This window comes from Lysinibacillus sp. NPDC098008 (assembly GCF_044760715.1).
Classification (GTDB): Bacteria; Bacillota; Bacilli; order Bacillales_A; family Planococcaceae; genus Lysinibacillus.
The window spans coordinates 1-21,079 of the sequence record NZ_JBIWBA010000004.1; the positions used below are offsets into that span (position 1 = coordinate 1).

Genomic DNA, 21,079 nt, shown 5'->3' on the forward strand with positions numbered 1-21,079 from the left:
TGTTAAATCAAATAAACCGACAAAATGAGATAATCCTTCCGCATTTAATGTTGCAATAAGATTATTCTTTTCTGCTTGGACTTGCTGTTCTTCTAGTTGTTCTTGCAACTTCTGATTTTCTTCTTGCATCTTAGCAACTCGTTCTTCGAGGGATTCTGTTTCCTCCAGTTTTTCAACTTCTGCTCTTTTTTGAGCATCTACTTTTTCGACTTCCGCAACTTGCTCAATTACTTTTGTTTGTTCCTCTGGCATTAAATTACCTACTTTCTGTTATTTTTTATATATAAATACCCTGTACTTTTAAGTACGTAGCGTATTAATATAGACGTTTAAAATACAATCTAATAGTATTTGTCATCTAACTATTAAACCTTCTTAAATCAATTGGAATTATTTAACCTAGGTTAAATATTTGCTAAAAAAATAGAGAGCAGAAATTAATCTACCCTCAACAAAGGAAATACTAAATGGCACTAGACAACTAAAGCATAATAAAAACACTCAATCGTATTGATTAAGTGCTTTAGTGTACGCTTTATTATTTTTCTCTATCATATATACGATTTGTCATCGAAGCTTGTAACCATTGGGAGAGTAAGGATTGCGCTACGCTTCTGAATATACACATTATTTATTTCTTTCATATATGTAATTAGACGCATAATCTCGAACACTTAGAGAGAGTAAGGTTTAAGCGTTTGTTAGCTTGTCTACTTTTTAGATTTGACAAATGTTCAACCTGTATCCACTGTGATAAATAAGAGTTAGTTCAATTTGCTAGCTAGTTTTTGTTCCTTTGTAGACAATTCTTGAAAAACACCTACAAACGTTGATATAACGCTGTTTGCATGACATTGTACTCTTTCAAATATGAGTATGTTATTGGTGCATCAACGGTTTGTAGTGTTTCTATTTTCCTAAATGATTACATTCTCTATCCACTGTGATAAATAAGTTATTCTGTTCTAGCACGCAAAACATGCTTATTTTTATTCCTTTAACGAATATTCTTGAAAAGTGCTTATAAACGTTGATATGACGCTGTTTGTAGCACATCATACTCTTTCAAATATGACTATGTTATTGATGTATCAATGGTTCGTGGCGTTTCTATTTCGAACGTTTTTTTATTTTTATTCCTTTAACGAATATTTTTGAAAAACACTCACAAACGTTGATGTGGCGCTATTTATAACACTTAATACTCATTCAAATTTGAACATGTTGTTGATATATCAATGGTTTGTAATGTTTCTAAACATCTAGGTATTTTTATTTCTTTATCTTTTCATATATCTATTTAGACTTAACATCTCACAATCGTTGATATATCAATATTTATATGAATTCAAAAATGTCGTTATCTTTTTTTGTTATATTTCTCTATCATGTATACCAATTGTCATCGACTCTTGTAACACTAGGGAGAGTAAGTGTCAAGAGGTGTGTCTGCTTTTGGACATTCTACTTTTTGCTTTTGACAACCCCCAATTTTCAAGCATCTCATATTTAATTAAATCAAATTGATTTAAGACGTTCTAATTAATCACTATACAATTTATCTAGTTACTCTATAACTCTAGTATAATTAATTGCTATTGATGTAATTTAACGCTTGACAACTGAACCCCCTTACACCAGAATGGCTGATGCTCTAGGAAATATTCGCAAAGTTGTTACCTACTATCTAAAACTCTAAATTGAGTAAAAGATAATAAGTAACTACCAATTACACCGTCATGTCGTGTCTGAGGTTTCTGATCGTCTTGTTTTGTAGCAGATTTTCATCTGTCACATTCTCATACAATTACAGTCCTGTATGTGCTATTTGCAATTAAATATAGCGTGAATGTGATTACCCATGCCGTAACATGCCTGTAATCCCCCTAGCCCTTTATGGTGGCTCTCACCAATTCATCACACTCTAAACAAGAAAAGAGTTTTGCTGTGATATAGTCGTTTTTTTGCAATGGTACGACAAACCTGACCAGTGTCTTTAACGTCTGTTAGTGGGCAACCAAGACGGAACGAACCTATTTTTGAGAATAGGAAACTAGACCTTTGCATTTTAACTTTTTTTGAAGTAAAATGAAGGCATATAATCGCTCATATTTAGTTGTATTGGGTATAGCTAAATGAGTTGGAGGGAAAGTGTTCTCGGCACTAACCCTCTTTATTTATGCTTAAAATTAGAAAACGGAAATTTACGTTCTCTAAATCACCATTCCGATGACTTGATTATCGTAGCATTCATATTCCTCCGAACCTTCTGCATCGACTGTTACCGTTTCAATTAAACGAGCGTCTAATGCCTTAAAATCCATTGCTGCGTCTTTAGATTGTAATTGTGATACAAAGTCATAAAAGCCTTTTACAAATTGTTCTTTAGTTAGATTAGTTACCTTTAAATCTAATTCAATTGTTGCGTACAATTTTTCATTTTTAATTTCCATTTCTTGCGTATCCCCTTTTAAAAAGTTTAATGTTGTTGATTCTGCTTCTGACTCTAGGTGTCTAAACTCATTAGCTATTTGTAAACTTAATTCCCGCATTGTATTGTCTCCTATAATTTTTATAGATAATCTTTTAATTCATCTGCAATCCCTTGTAAATCAGCGTGTAAATATTTAGTCGTTACCGATAAATCAGCATGTCCAAGCGCCTTTGATACGAGTAAAATATTGTTTGATTTATCATATAAATTCTTTGCAAAACCCCTTCTTAGGGCATGAGGATTGATATTCTTTATTCCATATTTCAAGGTGTATTTTCTGAGTTGTCGCTGAATCGAATTAGATGTAATGGAATTATTTGTAGCCGTTCCTTTAATCGTGATAAATAATAGTTCATTATCCTCTTTGTACTCATTTCGTATCATTTCATTTTGCTTTATAAGAACACTAATTAGGTATGCCATTTGCTCATCTATCGGAAGAATCAATCCTTTATGATTTTTCATCAACTGTCCGTCTAATTTAAGTTGCATTTTTTGAAAATCAATATTAGATTCTTTCATTCGTGCAATCGTACCTATCCTCAATCCACACCTATACATTAATAAAATGGCACAAGCGTTTCGTAAATCTAAAAAATTGGAATAATCGAGGACAGAAAGTAACATATTTACATCTTCATCTGTAGCCCCTTCTTTGATTGGTTCATCCACACGAATTTTAATATTCTTCCAAAACTTAGTTTGAAACCACCCATTGTCATAACATCTTGCTAGGAATGCCTTAAAACACTTCAAACGAGTTAGACGTGTAGAATTTTTTACATTCATACTCATTAACCAATCTCGAATTAAATTGTCATTTACATCTTCTAAATAAATAACCTTCGATTGATTAATGAAGTAATTAACGATAGTATTGTAATCATGTAGAGTACGCTCACGACAACCTTCAACTTCTAATTGACGTAAAACAGTATTCAACGCTTGTTCAATCGTAATACTCTCACGTTTTTTCTCTCGTTTAATAGAAGGAACAAATGAATTATCAATTTTCACATCAAATATTCCTTTCCTTTTAGACACGAAAAAAGCACCTCACCTACTATTTAAATTTACACTAATCAGTCATATGACCGAGAATTGTAAAAGTAAATAATAAGCAAAGTGCTTGATTCTACTGCATTTATTCAACTACCTTTTGACGTCCCAGGAGGGATTCGAACCCCCGACCGACGGCTTAGAAGGCCGTTGCTCTATCCAGCTGAGCTACTGAGACATAATATTATGATGTTACTTTTAGTCGTTCCAATGATGTATCCCATATGAAGGACAATATTTATTATATGTACTTTAAAGCATAATGTCAACATTAATTTTACTATGAAGGCAAGGTTTGGCTTGTAACAGTGATAAGTTATTGGGAACATGTTTATGATGCCATTTCTATGATCTTTTAGATAGTAGGGGACACATGAATGTTTGTTAAAATATTGGCACTATAACACTTGGAGGTATGCAGATGTTTAAGGATTCGGTTGTGATTGTGACGGGTGGGGCACAAGGAATTGGGAAAGGGATTGCGCTTGCCTATGCACGAAATGGGGCAAATGTTGTAATTGCTGATATTGCACAGGAGCTAGGACAGCAGTTAGAAAAGGAGTTGCTAGTGCAAGGCTTCCCTGCTTTATTTGTGCAAACGGATGTTACAAAGGAACAGGATATTGTTTATTTAATGGAACGTGCTGTTGAGCAATTTGAAACGATTGATATACTCATTAATAATGCTGGGAAATTTCAGCATAAGGCTCCTTATGATGTGACGTTTGAAGAATGGAATTATCTCTTACAAACAAATTTAACAAGTGCCTTTTTCTGTGCAAGGGAAGCAGCTAAAGTAATGAGAAATAATGTAAGAGGTGGTGCAATTGTTTCACTTGCCTCTACCAGAGCTGAAATGTCTGAGCCTTATACAGAAGCTTACGCAGCCTCAAAAGGTGGCATTGTAGCATTAACTCATGCTTTAGCACGGTCATTGGGTCCTGATCGTATCACTGTAAATTGTATTTCTCCAGGGTGGATTGAAACAGGGGATTATAAGGCTCTTCGTCCAATCGATCATACTCAGCATTTATCAGGACGAGTCGGTGTTCCTGAAGATATTGCCCAAGCTTGTTTCTATTTAACAAACCCCAACAATAATTTTGTTACAGGTATTAATTTGACAGTTGATGGGGGTATGACAAAGAAAATGATCTATGAAGATTAAGTATGTTCAATAACTGGTAGAAAAACCTTTGCTACTTGCTGTTTTGCATAATGAGCGATGGGTTGTGTATGCTGAAATGTATTTTTAAGAAAAGGTGCTAGCGTGTTGCTTTGGATCGTAGCATAGGCTTGCTGTAGCTGCCATGGGGCATGTTGAATATCAATACGAAATAAAGCATTGCCCCATTTTGCCCATGAATGATAACGTTCCACTAGCCATTGATCGAACACTAAATTAGTATTATCTGCTGGCTTATAAATAACCCTTAATCTTTCATCAAATGTTTTATAGCGGCTTGTATATAAACCCTGTTGTAAAAATATTTCTGTATAACGATATGGTAAACTACCCATTGTAGCTAGTTTTACAAGAAGTTGATTCGTAATATCTAAATGAAAAAAATAAATACCTTTCCTGCCGTTATACTCCACATATGTACGAACATTTAATTGTAAATAGGAGCTAATTCCAGGAAGTGGCGGGAGAAATCGTAGCCGTTGTCCTTTGACTTTAAAAAGAACGACACTAAGCCAAGCATTATCTTTATAAATATCCAGTTTTAACTCTTGCGGAATATATTTCACCAATATTTTAGGTGCTATTGGCCAATGTAAAAATAATACATCTTGCCATGTTTGCGTCCCAATCCACATAGTATAACTCCTTTCTATCGTCTAGTTTTTCCAAGAAAGGAGTTATTCAAACTATTTTGCCTGCACTTCCACATAGCGATAATATAAATTGCGTAATTCGGACTCCTTAAATAAGCCTAGATGGCTTTTTAATTGAGGATGTACAATAATCCCATGTGTGCGTAGCTCTTTTACAAACCATCCCTTTGAATATTTATGCATCTTATCCATTCCCCTTTAGCTATATTCATAACATAGAATATGCTTTTGGCTGCTAGAGGGACACTAAAAAACGAGAGGATTTATTCCCCTCGTTTTTATGTGCCACAAAAAGTGCGATATGGTTGATGCGATGGCTCTGGCAGCGAAGCATAGTCTCGTTGCTCCTTTGTATAGGCAAAGGGCTGTACAAGAACATTCAGTAGTTTATCAATTAAACTATAGTCCCCACGCTCAACAGCAGCCTCTAATGCCTCTTCTACTCGATGATTACGTGGAATAACAGCGGGATTATGTTGTTGCATTAATTGTTGGGACATTTCCTTTGTTTGCTGCTGTTTTGCTAAACGGGCAAGCCATTTTTGATGCCATTCTTTAAATGCAGGTGCATTCCATAACTCGGATTCGTCAGCCTGCTCCACCGTTAATGCGATAAATGTATTGGTATAATCGGCTTTATATTGTGCCATAAGCTGAAGAAGGTCTTCGACAAGCTGAGCATCCTCCTGATCTTCATCAAAAAAGCCAAGCTTTGCCCGCATTCCCGTTAGCCAATTTTGATAATAGAGCTGTGGGTATTGCTGTAATGCATCCTGTGCAAGCTGAATCGCCTCCTCTTGATTGTCATGGATTAACGGCAATAAAGCTTCGGCTAAGCGAGTTAAATTCCAGCCACCAATGTTCGGTTGGTTACCATATGCATAACGACCTTGTCGATCAATAGAGCTAAACACGGTTGCTGGATCATAGGTATCCATAAATGCACAAGGTCCATAATCAATCGTTTCCCCACTAATGGTCATATTATCTGTATTCATAACACCATGAATAAAACCAACTAATTGCCACTTCGCAATTAAAGAAGCTTGTTGTTTAATAACTGCTTGTAGTAAATAAAGATAACGATTTTGGCTATTGTCATTATGAGGGAAATGACGTTCTAATGCATAATCTGCTAGTAGTTGCAGCTCCTTATCTGTTCCCCATTGTACCGCATATTCGAAGGTGCCTACCCGTAAATGACTGCTTGCAATGCGTGTAACAATGGCTCCCTGTAATTCTGTTTCGCGAATAACGGTTTCACCTGTTGTGACAACTGCCAAGCTTCGCGCAGTCGGAATCCCTAATGCAAACATTGCCTCACTAATAATATACTCTCGCAGCATTGGTCCTAACGAGGCTCGTCCATCCCCACCACGAGAATATGCTGTGCGCCCTGAACCTTTTAATGCAATATCATACCGTTTATGCTGAGGTGTCATATGTTCGCCATATAACAGAGCTCGCCCATCTCCAAGCATCGTAAAATGACCAAATTGATGCCCTGCATAGGCCTGTGCAATCGGCTCAGCCCCTTCAGGCATTTGATTGCCTGCCAATTGAGCAACCGCTTCCTCCGTGTGCAATGCTTGACTATCTAATCCTAGCGATGCTGCAAGTGCCTCATTCAATAGTATTAGCTTTGGTGAACGTACAGGCTGTAACGGAACCTCAGAATAAAAAATACTGGGCAAACGAACATAATCATTATCAAAATTCCAACCAATTGTCTTTTCCATCTTGTCTCCTTTATGGTTGTTTTCCTTTATTTTTTCTAGCTGATTATAAATCATGCCTAGTTAATTTTACCACGCTTTAACTAACTCTCTATACAAAGGGAAATGACTAATCAAATGTATAATAAAAGCCTGGCTCGAAATTTCAAGTGTCCTCTCCATACAGAGAGAAACGAGGCAATGTATAGCTTAACAACAATTGGCTCTATTTCAATCCATTCTCTCCATACAGAGAGAAACTTGAAGCATTGCCTTATTATTTATAAATAGCTTAATTTCAATCCATTCTCTCCATACAGAGAGAAACCTGGTACGATGACTGGTTGGATGAACGATTTATTTATTTCAATCCATTCTCTCCATACAGAGAGAAACAGTGAGTTCTGATAAACCATCTAGTTACAAAAAATTTCAATCCATTCTCTCCATACAGAGAGAAACTACCAACTACACCAACTGTTGAATTACCTTCGGTATTTCAATCCATTCTCTCCATACAGAGAGAAACGAAATTGTTAGAAATATTGGATTCAATATTGATGAATTTCAATCCATTCTCTCCATACAGAGAGAAACGTGAATCATCCGCAGAAGCCGGACAATGGCGAACGATTTCAATCCATTCTCTCCATACAGAGAGAAACGTTAGGCAACACTTACTATGGCACAACGCCTGAGATTTCAATCCATTCTCTCCATACAGAGAGAAACCTTATTTAATCGATGAAACATGTCCTAATTCACGTATTTCAATCCATTCTCTCCATACAGAGAGAAACGGTTCGCAAGTGTTATCAAAAATCCAGCAAACTATATTTCAATCCATTCTCTCCATACAGAGAGAAACGCAATTATTTAATTGAAAGTTTGCATTTAAAAAATATTTCAATCCATTCTCTCCATACAGAGAGAAACTGATAAACTTAGTAAATATAATAATAAACTAAAATTTCAATCCATTCTCTCCATACAGAGAGAAACCTTCAGGGGTTTCCTGATTGGTTTAAATTTGCTGATTTCAATCCATTCTCTCCATACAGAGAGAAACGATCATAATCCTCTTTAGCTGCATTAATTGCATTGATTTCAATCCATTCTCTCCATACAGAGAGAAACTTAGCTAACTTCATTATAATTTGTTGTGAAGTTTATTTCAATCCATTCTCTCCATACAGAGAGAAACTGTGAAAATCGATATAAAAGTAGTAATTACAATCGATTTTCACTAAAATATAAATGCTTATGGTTATATTAGCTTAAACCTATTTCCATTTCAATGGAAAATTGGTTCAATTATAGGTGCGAATCTCCCTAGAAAATTATGTTTGCCTGGCATTCGCACTTGCTGTTTAAAAGAGAGGTTTTCTCTTCTGACATTTATAAACTATCATTATATACAGCTCCTATCATTAGAGGCTGGGTAATTCTACTTTTCTGTTGCTATTTCTCTGAAAATAACATACAAAGGTAGATTTGAGAAGTGGCTAGAGCCAATGAAAAGTAACATTCCATTAATCCTTACCATATTTGTTCACTTACGGCTCCATTCGCTTTAACACAGATCAATTTCTAAAAAAACGTGTTACAATTCTAAAAAGGTTTTTTATGATACCTAGAAATTGAATGATTTCATCAATAAAAGGCACTCCTTCTGGAATAATCAAGTTAATTGCTAAAGCAATTAACTTTCCTGGCAAAGGTAGTAGCCATATGGCAAATGCTATCAAAATAACGGTACCAAAATATACTACAATTATCACAAATCCGGCTCCCTATATAAGTCAACTTATAACTCTTCTAAAGTTCGTAACCACGTTCTTTTAAAAGCATTCTAGCTGCAATTCGTCGGTTTCCCTGTCCTCGTGTACCAAGTTCATAAAGCTTCTCATCAGAAAAATGAGCAATTCTATCTTTTTCTTGTTGAATCGCCTCCGTTTTTTCAACAATCGCATTCCCTGCAGCCTTAGCTGCTCCTTTTAGAAAATTACCAAATCCCATCTTTTCTTCCTCCCTACTTTTATTTCTTTATAGTAAAACCCTATAGCTTTCATCAACCCCCAATCTCTCCTGCAACTCATTACATGCTTTGGCATTGAGCGCGTAAAACTCCTCCTTGGACATGTAAGCTGAAAAGATCGCTTCATAGGATTCATCAATCCGACAGAGTAAAGGACGGTCTGTGTAAATACTACATTCCCCTTCAATCAAATTTACACAGACGCCGTCTTGATTATATGGCTCTAAAAAATCAATACCTTCGATCGAGCTACAGCAAGCACCACATTTTGTACAAGGAAATTGCTTGATCATAGCTCTAATCTATCATCACTTAACATAAAGTCTTGAAATTCCTCTAATGTGTTATATTGGAATTCAACAGCGAGACCATCTGCTAATGCAACGATTGCCTTTTCAGTAAATGAACCATCTGTAACAGCTAAATCAACTAATTTTTTTAAATCTTGCAATGTTTGGCTGTATTCCTCATAGTACGCAATTAGTCTAGCTTCTTCGGCTTTAATTTCTGCAATTAATAGCTCAGATAATACTTCTGCCTGTAATCTAGCCTCTCGCGCTAACTCTACATCTCCTCTTGCCGATTCAAATACTTTATATAATTGCTTCATAGCGATTAATCCCACTGTACCAGCTACAGCAGCGCCGATTGGACCAAATAGCGCTGCTCCTGCTGCAGTTAAAACAACACCTGAAAAACAGCTTACAGCATTAGAGCCAAGCCCTGTGACATACTCATCCACTGTTATTTTATTCGTTAAAAATTTATACGTTAGTTCTGTCATATTTACTGCGGAGCTTGCTAATGCTCCTGCTACATTACCATTAACAATTGGATTATTTTTACCTAAATATTTAATGCCATAAGAAATACCTGCCACTACTGAGCCACGAGCCGCACTGTTAGCTGCTGCCTTACCTGTTTCCTTTACACAAAAATTATCTTTAAAATAGCCTTGGGTTGCTGAAACTGTCCCCCCTATAAAAGCACCTGCTAACGCTCCACTAAGCATTGCACTTTGAACCCCTGTGATCAATTCAGTACGATTCATTTTAGCTGCGAATGTTTCTGCGTTTTCGGCTGCATCCATTGCCTCTTGATAAGTAGTACCGCCGCTACTTATACCCTCATAATAAGTTTCACCTGTAATATCGCCATATGCATCTTTATAGTCTTGAGCATAAATGCCTTGTGAATTCATGCGTTTCTCTACCAACTCACTAACTCGTTCTGCTTTCTCGACATTTACTAAACGGTCCATCCCATTATATTTTGGATTGGCTATAGCTCTTGCTGCAGTAGGTGCTGTACTATAGGATTTTGCTTGAATTTCCTTTAAAATCTCACCGTTTGGATTGCGAATTAATAGATCGGCTGCGGCATGCGGTTGTCCTAGTTCATCCGTTGTAACAGCTCTTAATAGACTACCTGCTTTAGCAGCATTCACATTAAATTTGGTCGTTTCAATAATTTCAAACATACGCCCCTGTGTCTTATCACTAGCACAATTAATATATTGCTTGGCAACAGCAACTAAACGCTTGGTTCCAGCCACTGTTTCAATAAGTGCATTTCCTTGCTTTTCAATGGTTTCACTAACCAATTGTCCTGTAATATGGTCAGTCTCTGTTTGACGTAGCGCTACCACAGCTACTCCTCCTTAAAATGCTGATAGCTTTTGACGTTCAGCAGTAATAACATCTTGGAGATTTGGTGCTAAATTTCCGTCTTCATTTAAAATTGTTGTATTCAAAATATCACGCATAATTACTGCTAATTTATAATTATTATGAATTGTTTTTTGTTCTTCATTAGAATATCTTTTAAAGTCTACTCCTTGGCGACTAATAATCGCTGCCATCTTGTCAATATTCTCTTTAAATAATCGCTCCGTACTCTCAGCTAGTTCTTGCATACTTTCTGTTGCTATACGGATGCTATCCATTACTTCTGATGCTGCATGTAACTTTTCAACCTCTGTCTTTACCTCTGCTTTTTTAGCATACATGTCCTCTAGCTTTTTCTCGGTAGAGGCTGCAAAAATAAAGCTACCAATTGCTAGTGCTGGCGCTAATGCAATTCCGCCTAAAACCATCGTACCTCCTGCAACACCTAAACCACCTGCAGCCAATGAGCCTCCTCCTAAAAATGCTAATGTTGCATTTTGCGCAGCAATACCACTTAGCGTTGCAATAGCAGTACCCGTAGAAGCCGCTGCAAATGTTGTTGTCGCACCTACTGCCCCCATTGCAGCTAAGCCTCCTCCCGCTAAAGAAGCCAAACCTGCTGCCATGACTTGTCCGGCCTTCACTACTTGTTTTTCAACATTTAACACAAACTGCTCCACCTCTTGTGTTGTCACAAGACTGTCTATTACAGTTTGATCTGTGAAATTAATATTTTTAATTTTCTTAAATTCTTGAATAAATTCTTTCATTACTCCATCTAAAATCTCTAGTTTTAGCTTGCCATATTCCTCGAAAGTCGCATTAGTATTATCTTTTGATTTTTCAAAAGCCGTGTGCGCTTTTTTGTATTTTCTCTCCAGTTGTTCAGCTAATTCCTTTGTTTCCTTCATATTTTTATATGAGTCATATCCTTTTTTTCCTGCAACTGCTGTAGAAGCCGCAGCTGCTCCTGCTACGATTAGTGGAATTAATGGTAATGGCATAATGACCAACTCCTATTGTTATTTTTAGTAAAAAATTTTAAGATTACATTTGTTAGCGTTATAGCTTTTATGAATACTTTCTTCAACACACCAAACAGTCATGCTAAAATTTCTTATGATTTTAATTCAAAAATAGATGACAATTGACAGGGCATCTCCTACTTATCCTGATACAAACCTACCATTACATCAATCATCTCTATCATTTGTGTGCGTAAGTCTTGTGGTTTAATGACCTCCATCTTTTTTCCTTGACTAAGCAGCCACATCATACAGCCTGTTGTACCGTATATCTCCGCTTCAATTAACCAACATCCTCTAATGTTTTGACAATGCGCCCATTTGGGAAGCGATCCAGCACAGAGTCAATTGTTACGCCTCGAAAAATAAATTGTAGACGCTCAAGCTGTCCTGCATACATAAATTGAATACGTTGGCGTAGCATTCCTTCTTCAAAGCGATCTTTTTCTGCAAAGAAAAACTTTCTGCTTAATAATTTGAAGTGACAAATGCGATCCATTCTGAAAATAACAGGCGATGGGTGCTCACTATCATGCATAAAGGCAATCAAAATAGAAATAATATTCTAAAAATAAAATAGCAACTGGCTTTACAATATGATGCTTTTTTTGATAATCCATTCGTTGATATTCGATTTCTATTACGGTCTTACTGCGAATGCTGGCCGCAATAGCCCACAGCGTATCGAGCAATGGCTGATTGTGCTGCAATGGGCGATAATGAAGTAACTCATTGCCTACAATCGAATGTATAAATTGTTTATCATCCTTTGTGCCCTGTGCTAGTAGTGATGCAATCAAATCTTTCATTTCAGCTGTATTCAGTGCACGACTTTCTAGTAATATCTTTGTTACTGTTAGCAACCCTTTTGGTGAAAGTCCCTCCCTATCACCGACCAAGCGATAGCCTTTCTCCGCCCGACTATACTGAATCGATTGGGTTACAGATGACTTTTCTAAATACGTTCGTATACTTTGAATATCCCGCTGCACGGTACGTTCATTGACATCTAAACTTTTAGCTATTCCTAGCTTATTAATCGTTTCACCTTTACGAAAGCGATCATACAATTGCAATATACGATATACTTGTTCCTCCTTTTCCATCAAAACATCCCCTTTAAATTGATAAGTGGATTTGTTATGTATTGCAACAAAATACCTAGACATAATATGTCATCCTACCCACTAAATTTACTAATAGTGAAAATATATCATATAAATTACTAGTGTGAGTATATTTTATATGAAAATAAAATCATGCTAAGATAAAATTAACTACTTAAACAATTGTGAAATCAAAAATAATAGAAAAACCGAACAATTCTGAAACACTTTACTTCAAATTGAAGGTTTCATTGAATAGTTCGGCATTTTTATATGTTGAAATCTAATTAAATTTTATATACTACTGAATAATATATTATTGGTTACCAATTCCATCCATATGGCTTTACTTCAATCGTAGCAATTTTATCTTGTATATTTGGTGGTAAATCAGGATAGCTTAATTCAAAGCCTGTTTCCCCATTAGGTGCAAGTCCTATATCGACAGAACCCTCTAAAGCTCCTAATAAATTTCCTTCAGCATCCAATAAAGCTGCTGCAATGCGAATATCATCTTGCTGATCTTCTGTTATATTTTTAAGAACACCTGTTACCTTATAGCCGTATTCACCAACAATTCCCTTTATACCACTTACCTCCATAAGCGTTGGGTCTTCTGTTGTTTCCTTAAAACTAAAATTATAAGTTGTTTCAGCAAATGCCTCTGGATCAACTCCATCTAAATATCCTGTTTCTACAATAATTGCCGTTTCACCAGGCAAAATAACGGATGGTACAGCATAAATCATTGTTTCTGTTCCTAGAATTGAGTCATCTGTCGCTTTATAATTCATTTGTGTTTCCTTCATTTCAACAGGAACATTTCCTTTGTTTTCATAAATTGCTGCTGAATGAACATAAGTCGTATCGTATGATTTCCATGCTGTGCTTACATGTTTTTGAATTTCAGCTAAAGCCGTTACTTGCTTCTTTTCTTCCTTATCACTCGTTTCATTATCTGATTGCGAGCTAGCAATCTTGTCCTCTCCACAACCGCTTAAAATTAATCCTAAAGATAGGATAGTGCTAGCTACTAATAGTTTCTTCATTCATAGTCCCCTCTTCATCCAATAAATATTTAAGCATTTGTTATATCTGCTTTAGGTGTTTGTTTAATTCGAAATGCTAATATCCCTGCTAATATTAAAAAGATAAATGCTACTATGAAAAATAAGCCATTTGTAAAAAAGCCATAGATAGCAATTAAGATTAACATTATTCCGCCAATTTTATGAAACTTCCAAGAAATAAAGCCCATAAAGATAGCAAGAGCAGACAGCCAAAAGACCGTTGCACCGTCATTTGCCATATCATTTTCTCCAAAGCCTGTACCAAAAGCTGTAACAATAAAACCACTTGCTAATCCTGCTAAACCACCAATCATTGCTAACACTGCCACCCAAATTTTCATTATTCAGCCTCCTATTAATCGCCAAAAAATTTATCCATACTTATTTAAAACATACTATTTTTAACATTCTATCCCTAGCTCAATTATGTATTCTTAAGCCTCTTTATAGCTGTATAGCATGTTTTCAATAAGCTTTTTCATATGCTCTCGTAAATCCACTGGATAAGTCACTTCCACCTTATCGCCCTGACTTAGCAACCACATTATGCAGCCTGTTGTGCCATATACTTCTGCTTCTACAAGCCAGCCATCTTCTAACGTCCTGATAATTTTTCCATTTGGAAAGCGGTCTAATACAGGGGTAATTGTCACACCTCGAAACTTAAATTGCAGACGGACTAAGTTACCAGAATACATAAATTGAATACGTTGACGTAGTATACCTTCCTCAACGCGATCTTTTTCAGCAATTGAAAATGGCTCATTCAATTGTTTCAATAACCGTATACGATCTAATCGAAAAATAACTGGAGAATGGTGCTCGCTATCTTTTATAAATGCAATAAGATAGAAATAATATTCTGAGAATAAAATAGCAACTGGTTTTACAATATGTTGCTTCTGTTGCTGATCCATTCGCTCATAAATAATTTCTATAAATCTCTTTTTCTGAATACTTTCAGCAATATCCCATACGATATCAATTAATGGTTGATTATGCTGTAAAGGGCGATAATGTAGCAATTCATTTCCTACAAAGGTATAAATGGTTTTTCTATTTTTCGTATTGCTTTGTGCTAGCAAAGTGTCAATCATACGTTTCATCTCATCAGCACTCAAAACACGGCTCTCTAACAAAATTTTCGATATTATCAATACTTCTTTAGCTGGTATTCCTTTTGGGGTACTTTCTGTTAATACATAGCCCTTTTTAACCGCATCATATTCTATTGTTTGTCCAGAAAATGAGTTAGCTAAATGCTCTTGAATATTACTAATATCCCGCTGTATTGTACGCATACTAACCGCAAGTCTTGTGGCTGCTTCTGACTTATTAATTGTTTCTCCGTTACGCAGCTGGTCATATAATTGTAGAACACGGTGTATCTGCTCCCATTTTTCCAAAATGACACCTCCCTTCCTAGCACAACTAACTCACTCATTACATTAACAAATCGCCTAGACGTAAGATGTCATTTGATATATATTTTTTTATTGTTCAACTGAAAATAATCTTAGAGTTTTCATCATTCTATTTTCTGTCATAAAAAAACACCTAAATGGGTAGAATTATTCTCTAACCATTCAGGTGTTATTTAAATTTTTATGCTTTTTGTTATCGCGGGAATGTTTGGGTTGCCAGGCACTCATGATGATCCGTCCAAAAATCCACCTTAAAAGATGTGCTACTGATTTCCACAATCGCAAAGCTTTTTTCCTTGCGACCGCGTGGCTTTAGAAGACTTCCAGGGTTTAAAAATAAAATATTGTCGATAACTTCGGCACCCAGGGTATGGGAGTGACCAAAACATACAAGCTGTGCGCCTACCTCTTTTGCGCGATAGGCTAATGCTAGCATAGAGCTTTTCACATTGAATAAATGACCGTGTGTAGCAAAAATCGTTACATCCCTAGCAGTAAACACTTCTTCTTTTGGGAAGGCTTCATCATGGTCGCAGTTTCCCCGCACTTTTTTCATGCCTGCTAATGCTGGATGTGAAAAAGGAAGTTCACTATCACCACAATGTATTAGCATATCAATATTTGGATAAAAGCCTCTCACTTTATCAATCACATGGCTATCACCATGGGTATCGCTCATAACTAATATTTTCATCGACTCACCTCTTACTTTATAAGATTCGGCAATTGCTCCTTCAGCTTGCGAATCGCATTGCCACGATGCGAAATAGCTCCTTTTTCCGCTGGTGTCAGCTCAGCCATCATACGGTTTAAGCTTGGTACAAAAAAGATTGGGTCATAGCCAAAGCCATTTGTTCCACGTTTCTCATGCGCAATTACACCCTCACATGTACCAAAAACTGTTGTTGTTTCAAAGTCTGGGCCTGCAATCGCAATACAGCAGCAAAAACGCGCTGTACGTTTGGCATCCTCTACCCCTTGTAGGTTTTCTAATAGCTTTGTCATATTTGCTTCATCATCATGGTCGCCCGCGTAGCGTGCAGAGTACACACCTGGCGCACCATTTAGGGCATCCACTGCTAAGCCGCTATCATCAGCAATGACAATTGTACCAAGCTCTCTTGCTAGTGCTTCTGCCTTTAAAATAGCATTTTCCTCGAAGGTTGTACCTGTTTCTTCTATTTCCATGTCTGGTGCGGCTTCAAACATTGTGACCACCTTATAGCCAAGTGGACCAAATAATGCTTCGAAATCTTGTGCTTTTCCTTTATTTTTTGTTGCGATCACTACTTGTTTCATTTTACTGATTGCCTCCCACCATCATTGCTAGCTCACCAAGTGCCGCTTTTTGGTATTCAATTAATTGCTGAATGCCCTTTTCACCTAATGCTAACAAATCATTTAATTCTTCACGAGAAAATGTTGCTTCCTCACCTGTGCCTTGTAATTCCACAAAGCGTCCCGTACCTGTCATAACAATATTCATATCAACAGCAGCGTCAACATCTTCTACATAGTTCAAATCTAAAATAGCACCCTGTTCTTCTACAATCCCTACACTTGTAGCTGCTAAAAAGTCTGTTACTGGGAAGATAGCAAATGGCTTTTCTTCAGCCAGCTTAGCTATTGCCTGTGTCATTGCGACAAATGCGCCTGTAATGGAGGCTGTACGAGTGCCGCCGTCTGCTTGAATGACATCACAGTCAATCCATACAGTACGCTCACCAAGTGCCTCTAAATCAACAACAGCACGCAATGCGCGGCCAATTAAGCGTTGAATCTCCATTGTTCGTCCATTAACCTTGCCACGAGAAGACTCGCGTGGTGTACGCTGAGCTGTTGCCCTAGGAAGCATTGAATATTCCGCTGTAATCCATCCTTTTCCTTGCCCACGTAAAAAGCCTGGTACTTTTTCTTCTATTGTTGCTGTACAAATTACTTTTGTATTGCCTACCTGAATTAATACGGAACCTTCTGGGTGTAATAGATACTCGCTATCGATTGCTACAGGTCGTAGTACATCTGCTTGTCTTTCATCAAATCTTGTCATATATTTTCCTCCTAAAAACTTTCGCGCACTCATCTTATCATAATTTATTCCACTTAGAAAAGCAGTTATGATAGCATGCTAAAAACGGCAAAAATCAGCCTAGCCCAATTGCTAAGCTGATTTTTTATTTTAATGTAATACGTTTAATATCGAGAGTGCCTCTCTCTAACCAATTTTCAGCGATAGAGCGAAAGATTGGCACAGAACCTGTTGCAAAAAATTTATGAGCAGGCACTGCATCAGCATCTGCCAAAGTGCCATTATACGCTAACATTTCTTGAACATCCTTTGCTGTTTCCTCCGCAGAAGATAAAACATGGACATCTTCTCCGACAACAGCTTCAATTTGTTTTTGTAGGATCGGATAATGTGTACATCCTAAAATAACTGTATCAAAATGTTGATTTTTTAGTGGTCTTAAGCCTTCCGCAATTAATTTATTCGCAAAGTCACCTTTGTATTCTCCACTTTCTACAAGTGGGACAAATGTGGGACAAGCTAGTGGAATAATATGTGTGGACGTATTTAATGATAATAAGGCTTCCTCATACGCCCCACTTTTAATGGTTCCTTCTGTTGCAAGCACAACGACTTCATGTCGCTTCGTTTTCTTTACAGCTGCACGTGCGCCAGCATTAATAACACCTAGTACTGGAAAAGGCATATTTCTTTGTAAGCTTTCGAGTGCTACTGCAGTCGCTGTATTACAAGCAATAACGAGCATCTTAATATTCATTTTTTCAAGTGCTTTCGCCATTTGCCAAGTAAAATTTCGTACTTCCTGACGACTTCTTGGACCATATGGACATCTTGCTGTATCGCCAATATAATAGATTGTTTCATTTGGCAATCGTTTCATAATTTCTTTTGCTACGGTTAAACCGCCTACTCCTGAATCAATAACGCCTATCGGGGCATTCATACTTTCCGCCTCAATCCTGTTTCATGTGTACATGTAGTTTTTCTAAATAACTTGATAATTGTGCGACTTCTTGTTCAGTAAAACCAACAAGTTTCTCCTGCAAATATCGCTGCCTTTTTTCGATAACCTCTTGGATAATGCGTTCGCCCTTTTCGAGAAGATGAACAACAACAACACGTCGATCATTTTCATCGCGCACACGCTTTACTAATTCATTTTTCTCCATTCGGTCTACTAAATCTGTTGTTGTGCTAAAAGCTAAGTATAAACGGTTTGATAATTCGCCAATTGTCATATCACCAAGCTCTTCTAACCACTGTAATGCAACAAATTGTGGCGGTGTAATCGCATAATCGGAAACGATTTCTCGTCCTTTTTGCTTTACGATGGCCGCTATATAGCGTAATTCCTTCTCAACCGTTGCAACGGTTTCAGGTGAGTGCTTTGTTACTTCATTCGACATATAACTATTTCACTCCTAAAAATACGTTGAATAGTTCTATTTTGTCGTTTTTTTCACGAAATAGCAAGTGTCCATTAGTCTAATTTAAATTCTTCCAAGCGTAACAGCTCAATCAACGCCTGAGATCGATTCGTTACACCTAGCTTTTGAATTGTATTGGAAATGTGATTACGCACTGTTTTTTCACTAATACCAAGCTGCTCTGCAATATCTCTCGTTGTTTTTTCAGCTAATAAAAGCGCAAATATTTCACGTTCTCGGTTTGTTAAAAGAGAACGATGATGAGAGCCATTCATTCAGTTACACCCTCCTCCCCCGCACGTATTGTAACTTATGTTAAGGAGCGTGGAGCGGTGACGGCTATTTGCATGAATATTACATGTTTCCTTAAAAATTTCAGAAATTGTGTTTTCTTATTCAAAAATTGCATATAAAGTGAACCTTCAATCAGTGGGGAAATCCTTATCCCCACTGATTGGTAGTTTCACCAATCGGGTTTTTACAGGCTGGTGATCCCCACTTAGCTATTGCGTTTCTACTCATTATTTGGATGTGGGGATCCCGTTAATACGGGATAAAATTCATTACAGACAGTCACTAGAACAATTATTTCCATTTTATTAAAAGAAAAAAATCTTCCATAGGCTTGGCTTTTTTTAAAAGTAAAGGTTATCACAATTAATTGTGACAATCACAAAGGCAATTTCATTTAGCATAAAAAGAAAGCTGTGCAAAAAGAATTTCATTTTTGCACAGCCCGCTACTATAAATTTAACTTTATAATTAGTGTGAAATGGTTGATAGGTTGACGAGGCGTACTTTTTCCTCTTCCGAAAGAGGTACACTTTTGCCTGTCTTCGCATCAATTTGAACAAGTGTACCACGACCTGTAAAGCAAATTTCATCCTTTTGATTTTTCGCTAAATAATGAATATCCAATGATGAATTGCCGACTTTTGCAATTTTCGTGTAAATTCGTAACACATCATTAAAGAAAACTTGCTTTATATAGTCGCATTGTAAATCAGCTACTATTGGAATGCTTTGTGTATTCTGTCCTGTTGTTACAGGTATTGACACCCCTAAATGACGAAGATAGTCTGTCCTTGCTTGCTCAAAATAAATAAAGCTCACCGTATTATTCATATGCCCAAACATATCTGTTTCTGAAAAGCGTACACGCACTTCCGAATAAAATGAAAAGTCCTTTACCCACTCTTGAAAGTTTCCAATATAGCTTGCTTTCATGTGAACACCATCCCCTATTATTTTATTTGCCAATTTTAGCAACTACTTTTCATTGATAGCTAATGGCAAATAGTAAATGAATACATATTCATTATAAAAGAAAACACTATATTATGATAGAAAAAACATGAAAACTCCCTTATACATAATGTATAAGGAAGTTTAGGTTGTCCATTATTAGTCCACAAAGTGGTCAGAACCGAAGAAGTTACGGAACATTTGCACTGTAGTTGCACGGTTTAATGAAGCGATGGATGTTGTTAAAGGAATACCTTTTGGACATGCAGCTACACAGTTTTGAGAGTTACCGCAGTTTGCAAGACCACCATCACCCATAATCGCATTTAAACGTTCATCTTTAATCATAGCACCAGTTGGGTGAGTGTTGAAAAGACGTACTTGTGATAATGGAGCTGGTCCGATGAATGAAGCTTTTTCAGACACGTTTGGACATGCTTCCATACATACACCACAAGTCATACATTTAGATAATTCATAAGCCCATTGACGTTTACCTTCTGGCATACGTGGACCTTCACCTAAATCATACGTACCATCGATTGGCACCCATGCTTTAACTTTTTTAAGCGCGTTGAACATACGTTCACGGTCAACCTGTAGGTCACGAATAACAGGGAATGTTTTCATTGGCTCCAATTTAATCGGCTCTGTCAATTGGTCTACTAGTGTAGAACATGATTGACGTGGACGGCCATTGATCACCATTGAACATGCACCACAAACTTCTTCTAAACAGTTCATATCCCATGATACTGGTGATGTGTTTACACCATCTTCAGTAACAGGATTTTTTTGAATTTCCATTAAAATTGAAATTACGTTCATACCATGACGGTAAGGCACTTGGAATTTTTGCCAGTAGCTATTGCCGCCTTGTGTATCTTGACGTAAGATTTCCACTTTGACCATTCTTCCAGTATTAGCTGCGATTTGCATAA

26 protein-coding genes, 1 tRNA gene and 1 CRISPR repeat array are annotated in these 21,079 nt (G+C 36.8%); of the genes, 1 reads left to right on the forward strand and 26 read right to left on the reverse strand.

The genetic code is table 11. The features are described from left to right. The 4 genes from ACIQVU_RS05865 to ACIQVU_RS05880 all read right to left on the reverse strand — a co-directional run. Positions 1 to 252, reverse strand: a 252-nt coding sequence (locus tag ACIQVU_RS05865) for a hypothetical protein (RefSeq protein ID WP_402894378.1), incomplete at its 3' end; no start/stop codon positions are given. 1,961 nt (positions 253 to 2,213) lie between these two features. Continuing rightward, positions 2,214 to 2,552 carry a hypothetical protein gene (locus tag ACIQVU_RS05870; protein WP_402894381.1) on the reverse strand — a complete coding sequence of 113 codons (339 nt, stop codon included), beginning with the start codon at positions 2,550 to 2,552 and terminating at the stop codon, positions 2,214 to 2,216. A 20-nt stretch (positions 2,553 to 2,572) separates the two neighbouring features. Then, positions 2,573 to 3,538 carry a tyrosine-type recombinase/integrase gene (locus ACIQVU_RS05875; RefSeq protein ID WP_402894384.1) on the reverse strand — a complete coding sequence of 322 codons (966 nt, stop codon included), beginning with the start codon at positions 3,536 to 3,538 and terminating at the stop codon, positions 2,573 to 2,575. A 119-nt stretch (positions 3,539 to 3,657) separates the two neighbouring features. Then, a tRNA-Arg gene (locus ACIQVU_RS05880) sits at positions 3,658 to 3,731 on the reverse strand. A gap of 243 nt (positions 3,732 to 3,974) precedes the next feature. Here ACIQVU_RS05880 and ACIQVU_RS05885 point away from each other — a divergent pair. After that, positions 3,975 to 4,721 (forward strand): glucose 1-dehydrogenase, encoded by a 747-nt coding sequence (locus ACIQVU_RS05885; protein WP_402894387.1) that lies wholly within the window; start codon positions 3,975 to 3,977, stop codon positions 4,719 to 4,721. On the opposite strand, the gene ACIQVU_RS05890 is transcribed toward ACIQVU_RS05885, so the two are convergent. The 22 genes from ACIQVU_RS05890 to sdhB form a co-directional block, all read right to left on the reverse strand. Continuing rightward, entirely contained in the window at positions 4,718 to 5,374 is a 657-nt protein-coding gene (locus ACIQVU_RS05890) for a YqjF family protein (protein ID WP_053996373.1), read from the reverse strand. The genes ACIQVU_RS05885 and ACIQVU_RS05890 overlap by 4 nt on opposite strands. 51 nt (positions 5,375 to 5,425) lie before the next feature. Beyond that, positions 5,426 to 5,575, reverse strand: coding sequence for a DUF2639 domain-containing protein (locus ACIQVU_RS05895; RefSeq protein WP_402894389.1), 150 nt, complete (start codon positions 5,573 to 5,575; stop codon positions 5,426 to 5,428). A gap of 95 nt (positions 5,576 to 5,670) precedes the next feature. Further along, the gene (locus ACIQVU_RS05900; protein WP_402894392.1) at positions 5,671 to 7,131 is read right to left on the reverse strand and encodes a protein adenylyltransferase SelO; all 1,461 of its coding nucleotides are present in this window, start codon (positions 7,129 to 7,131) and stop codon (positions 5,671 to 5,673) included. Between the two features lie 204 nt (positions 7,132 to 7,335). Then, a CRISPR array of direct repeats spans positions 7,336 to 8,311; the repeat unit is 33 nt; unit sequence ATTTCAATCCATTCTCTCCATACAGAGAGAAAC. Positions 8,312 to 8,690: 379 nt separating this feature from the next. Beyond that, positions 8,691 to 8,888: a hypothetical protein gene (locus ACIQVU_RS05905; protein WP_402894395.1), complete on the reverse strand. Its 198-nt coding sequence runs from the start codon at positions 8,886 to 8,888 to the stop codon at positions 8,691 to 8,693. Positions 8,889 to 8,925: 37 nt separating this feature from the next. Next, a complete protein-coding gene (locus tag ACIQVU_RS05910; RefSeq protein WP_053996376.1) occupies positions 8,926 to 9,126 on the reverse strand; it encodes a hypothetical protein in 201 nt (66 codons plus the stop codon). A gap of 27 nt (positions 9,127 to 9,153) precedes the next feature. Continuing rightward, a complete protein-coding gene (locus ACIQVU_RS05915; protein ID WP_053996377.1) occupies positions 9,154 to 9,438 on the reverse strand; it encodes a YkgJ family cysteine cluster protein in 285 nt (94 codons plus the stop codon). Continuing rightward, complete coding sequence (locus tag ACIQVU_RS05920; RefSeq protein ID WP_402894399.1) at positions 9,435 to 10,793, reverse strand: hypothetical protein; 1,359 nt, start codon at positions 10,791 to 10,793, stop codon at positions 9,435 to 9,437. Before ACIQVU_RS05920 ends, ACIQVU_RS05915 begins: the two co-directional genes overlap by 4 nt. A gap of 12 nt (positions 10,794 to 10,805) precedes the next feature. Next, positions 10,806 to 11,816 carry a hypothetical protein gene (locus ACIQVU_RS05925; protein ID WP_402894401.1) on the reverse strand — a complete coding sequence of 337 codons (1,011 nt, stop codon included), beginning with the start codon at positions 11,814 to 11,816 and terminating at the stop codon, positions 10,806 to 10,808. A gap of 158 nt (positions 11,817 to 11,974) precedes the next feature. Next, positions 11,975 to 12,088, reverse strand: a complete 114-nt coding sequence (locus ACIQVU_RS05930) for a WCX domain-containing protein (RefSeq protein WP_340806803.1) — start codon at positions 12,086 to 12,088, stop codon at positions 11,975 to 11,977. Between the two features lie 32 nt (positions 12,089 to 12,120). Continuing rightward, on the reverse strand, positions 12,121 to 12,375 hold the full coding sequence (locus ACIQVU_RS05935) for a hypothetical protein (RefSeq protein WP_402894405.1): 255 nt from the start codon (positions 12,373 to 12,375) through the stop codon (positions 12,121 to 12,123). After that, positions 12,368 to 12,943 (reverse strand): hypothetical protein, encoded by a 576-nt coding sequence (locus tag ACIQVU_RS05940; protein ID WP_340806806.1) that lies wholly within the window; start codon positions 12,941 to 12,943, stop codon positions 12,368 to 12,370. Before ACIQVU_RS05940 ends, ACIQVU_RS05935 begins: the two co-directional genes overlap by 8 nt. Before the next feature lie 323 nt (positions 12,944 to 13,266). Then, positions 13,267 to 13,992 (reverse strand): FxLYD domain-containing protein, encoded by a 726-nt coding sequence (locus tag ACIQVU_RS05945; protein WP_340806807.1) that lies wholly within the window; start codon positions 13,990 to 13,992, stop codon positions 13,267 to 13,269. A gap of 29 nt (positions 13,993 to 14,021) precedes the next feature. Beyond that, the gene (locus tag ACIQVU_RS05950; protein ID WP_340806809.1) at positions 14,022 to 14,354 is read right to left on the reverse strand and encodes a hypothetical protein; all 333 of its coding nucleotides are present in this window, start codon (positions 14,352 to 14,354) and stop codon (positions 14,022 to 14,024) included. 93 nt (positions 14,355 to 14,447) lie between these two features. Then, the gene (locus ACIQVU_RS05955) at positions 14,448 to 15,419 is read right to left on the reverse strand and encodes a helix-turn-helix transcriptional regulator (protein WP_402894408.1); all 972 of its coding nucleotides are present in this window, start codon (positions 15,417 to 15,419) and stop codon (positions 14,448 to 14,450) included. Between the two features lie 211 nt (positions 15,420 to 15,630). Then, on the reverse strand, positions 15,631 to 16,131 hold the full coding sequence (locus ACIQVU_RS05960; RefSeq protein ID WP_340806811.1) for a metallophosphoesterase: 501 nt from the start codon (positions 16,129 to 16,131) through the stop codon (positions 15,631 to 15,633). Positions 16,132 to 16,142: 11 nt separating this feature from the next. Beyond that, positions 16,143 to 16,736, reverse strand: coding sequence for an XTP/dITP diphosphatase (locus ACIQVU_RS05965; RefSeq protein ID WP_340806812.1), 594 nt, complete (start codon positions 16,734 to 16,736; stop codon positions 16,143 to 16,145). A 1-nt stretch (position 16,737) separates the two neighbouring features. Further along, on the reverse strand, positions 16,738 to 17,487 hold the full coding sequence (gene rph, locus ACIQVU_RS05970) for a ribonuclease PH (protein ID WP_340806814.1): 750 nt from the start codon (positions 17,485 to 17,487) through the stop codon (positions 16,738 to 16,740). Positions 17,488 to 17,611: 124 nt separating this feature from the next. Further along, entirely contained in the window at positions 17,612 to 18,409 is a 798-nt protein-coding gene (racE, locus tag ACIQVU_RS05975; protein ID WP_340806815.1) for a glutamate racemase, read from the reverse strand. Between the two features lie 10 nt (positions 18,410 to 18,419). Then, on the reverse strand, positions 18,420 to 18,872 hold the full coding sequence (locus tag ACIQVU_RS05980) for a MarR family winged helix-turn-helix transcriptional regulator (RefSeq protein WP_340806817.1): 453 nt from the start codon (positions 18,870 to 18,872) through the stop codon (positions 18,420 to 18,422). Between the two features lie 74 nt (positions 18,873 to 18,946). Further along, the gene (locus ACIQVU_RS05985) at positions 18,947 to 19,168 is read right to left on the reverse strand and encodes a helix-turn-helix domain-containing protein (protein ID WP_004226437.1); all 222 of its coding nucleotides are present in this window, start codon (positions 19,166 to 19,168) and stop codon (positions 18,947 to 18,949) included. 487 nt (positions 19,169 to 19,655) lie between these two features. Further along, on the reverse strand, positions 19,656 to 20,120 hold the full coding sequence (locus tag ACIQVU_RS05990) for an acyl-CoA thioesterase (RefSeq protein ID WP_340806832.1): 465 nt from the start codon (positions 20,118 to 20,120) through the stop codon (positions 19,656 to 19,658). Between the two features lie 177 nt (positions 20,121 to 20,297). After that, positions 20,298 to 21,077, reverse strand: coding sequence for a succinate dehydrogenase iron-sulfur subunit (gene sdhB, locus ACIQVU_RS05995; protein ID WP_340806834.1), 780 nt, complete (start codon positions 21,075 to 21,077; stop codon positions 20,298 to 20,300). Positions 21,078 to 21,079 lie beyond the last annotated feature (2 nt).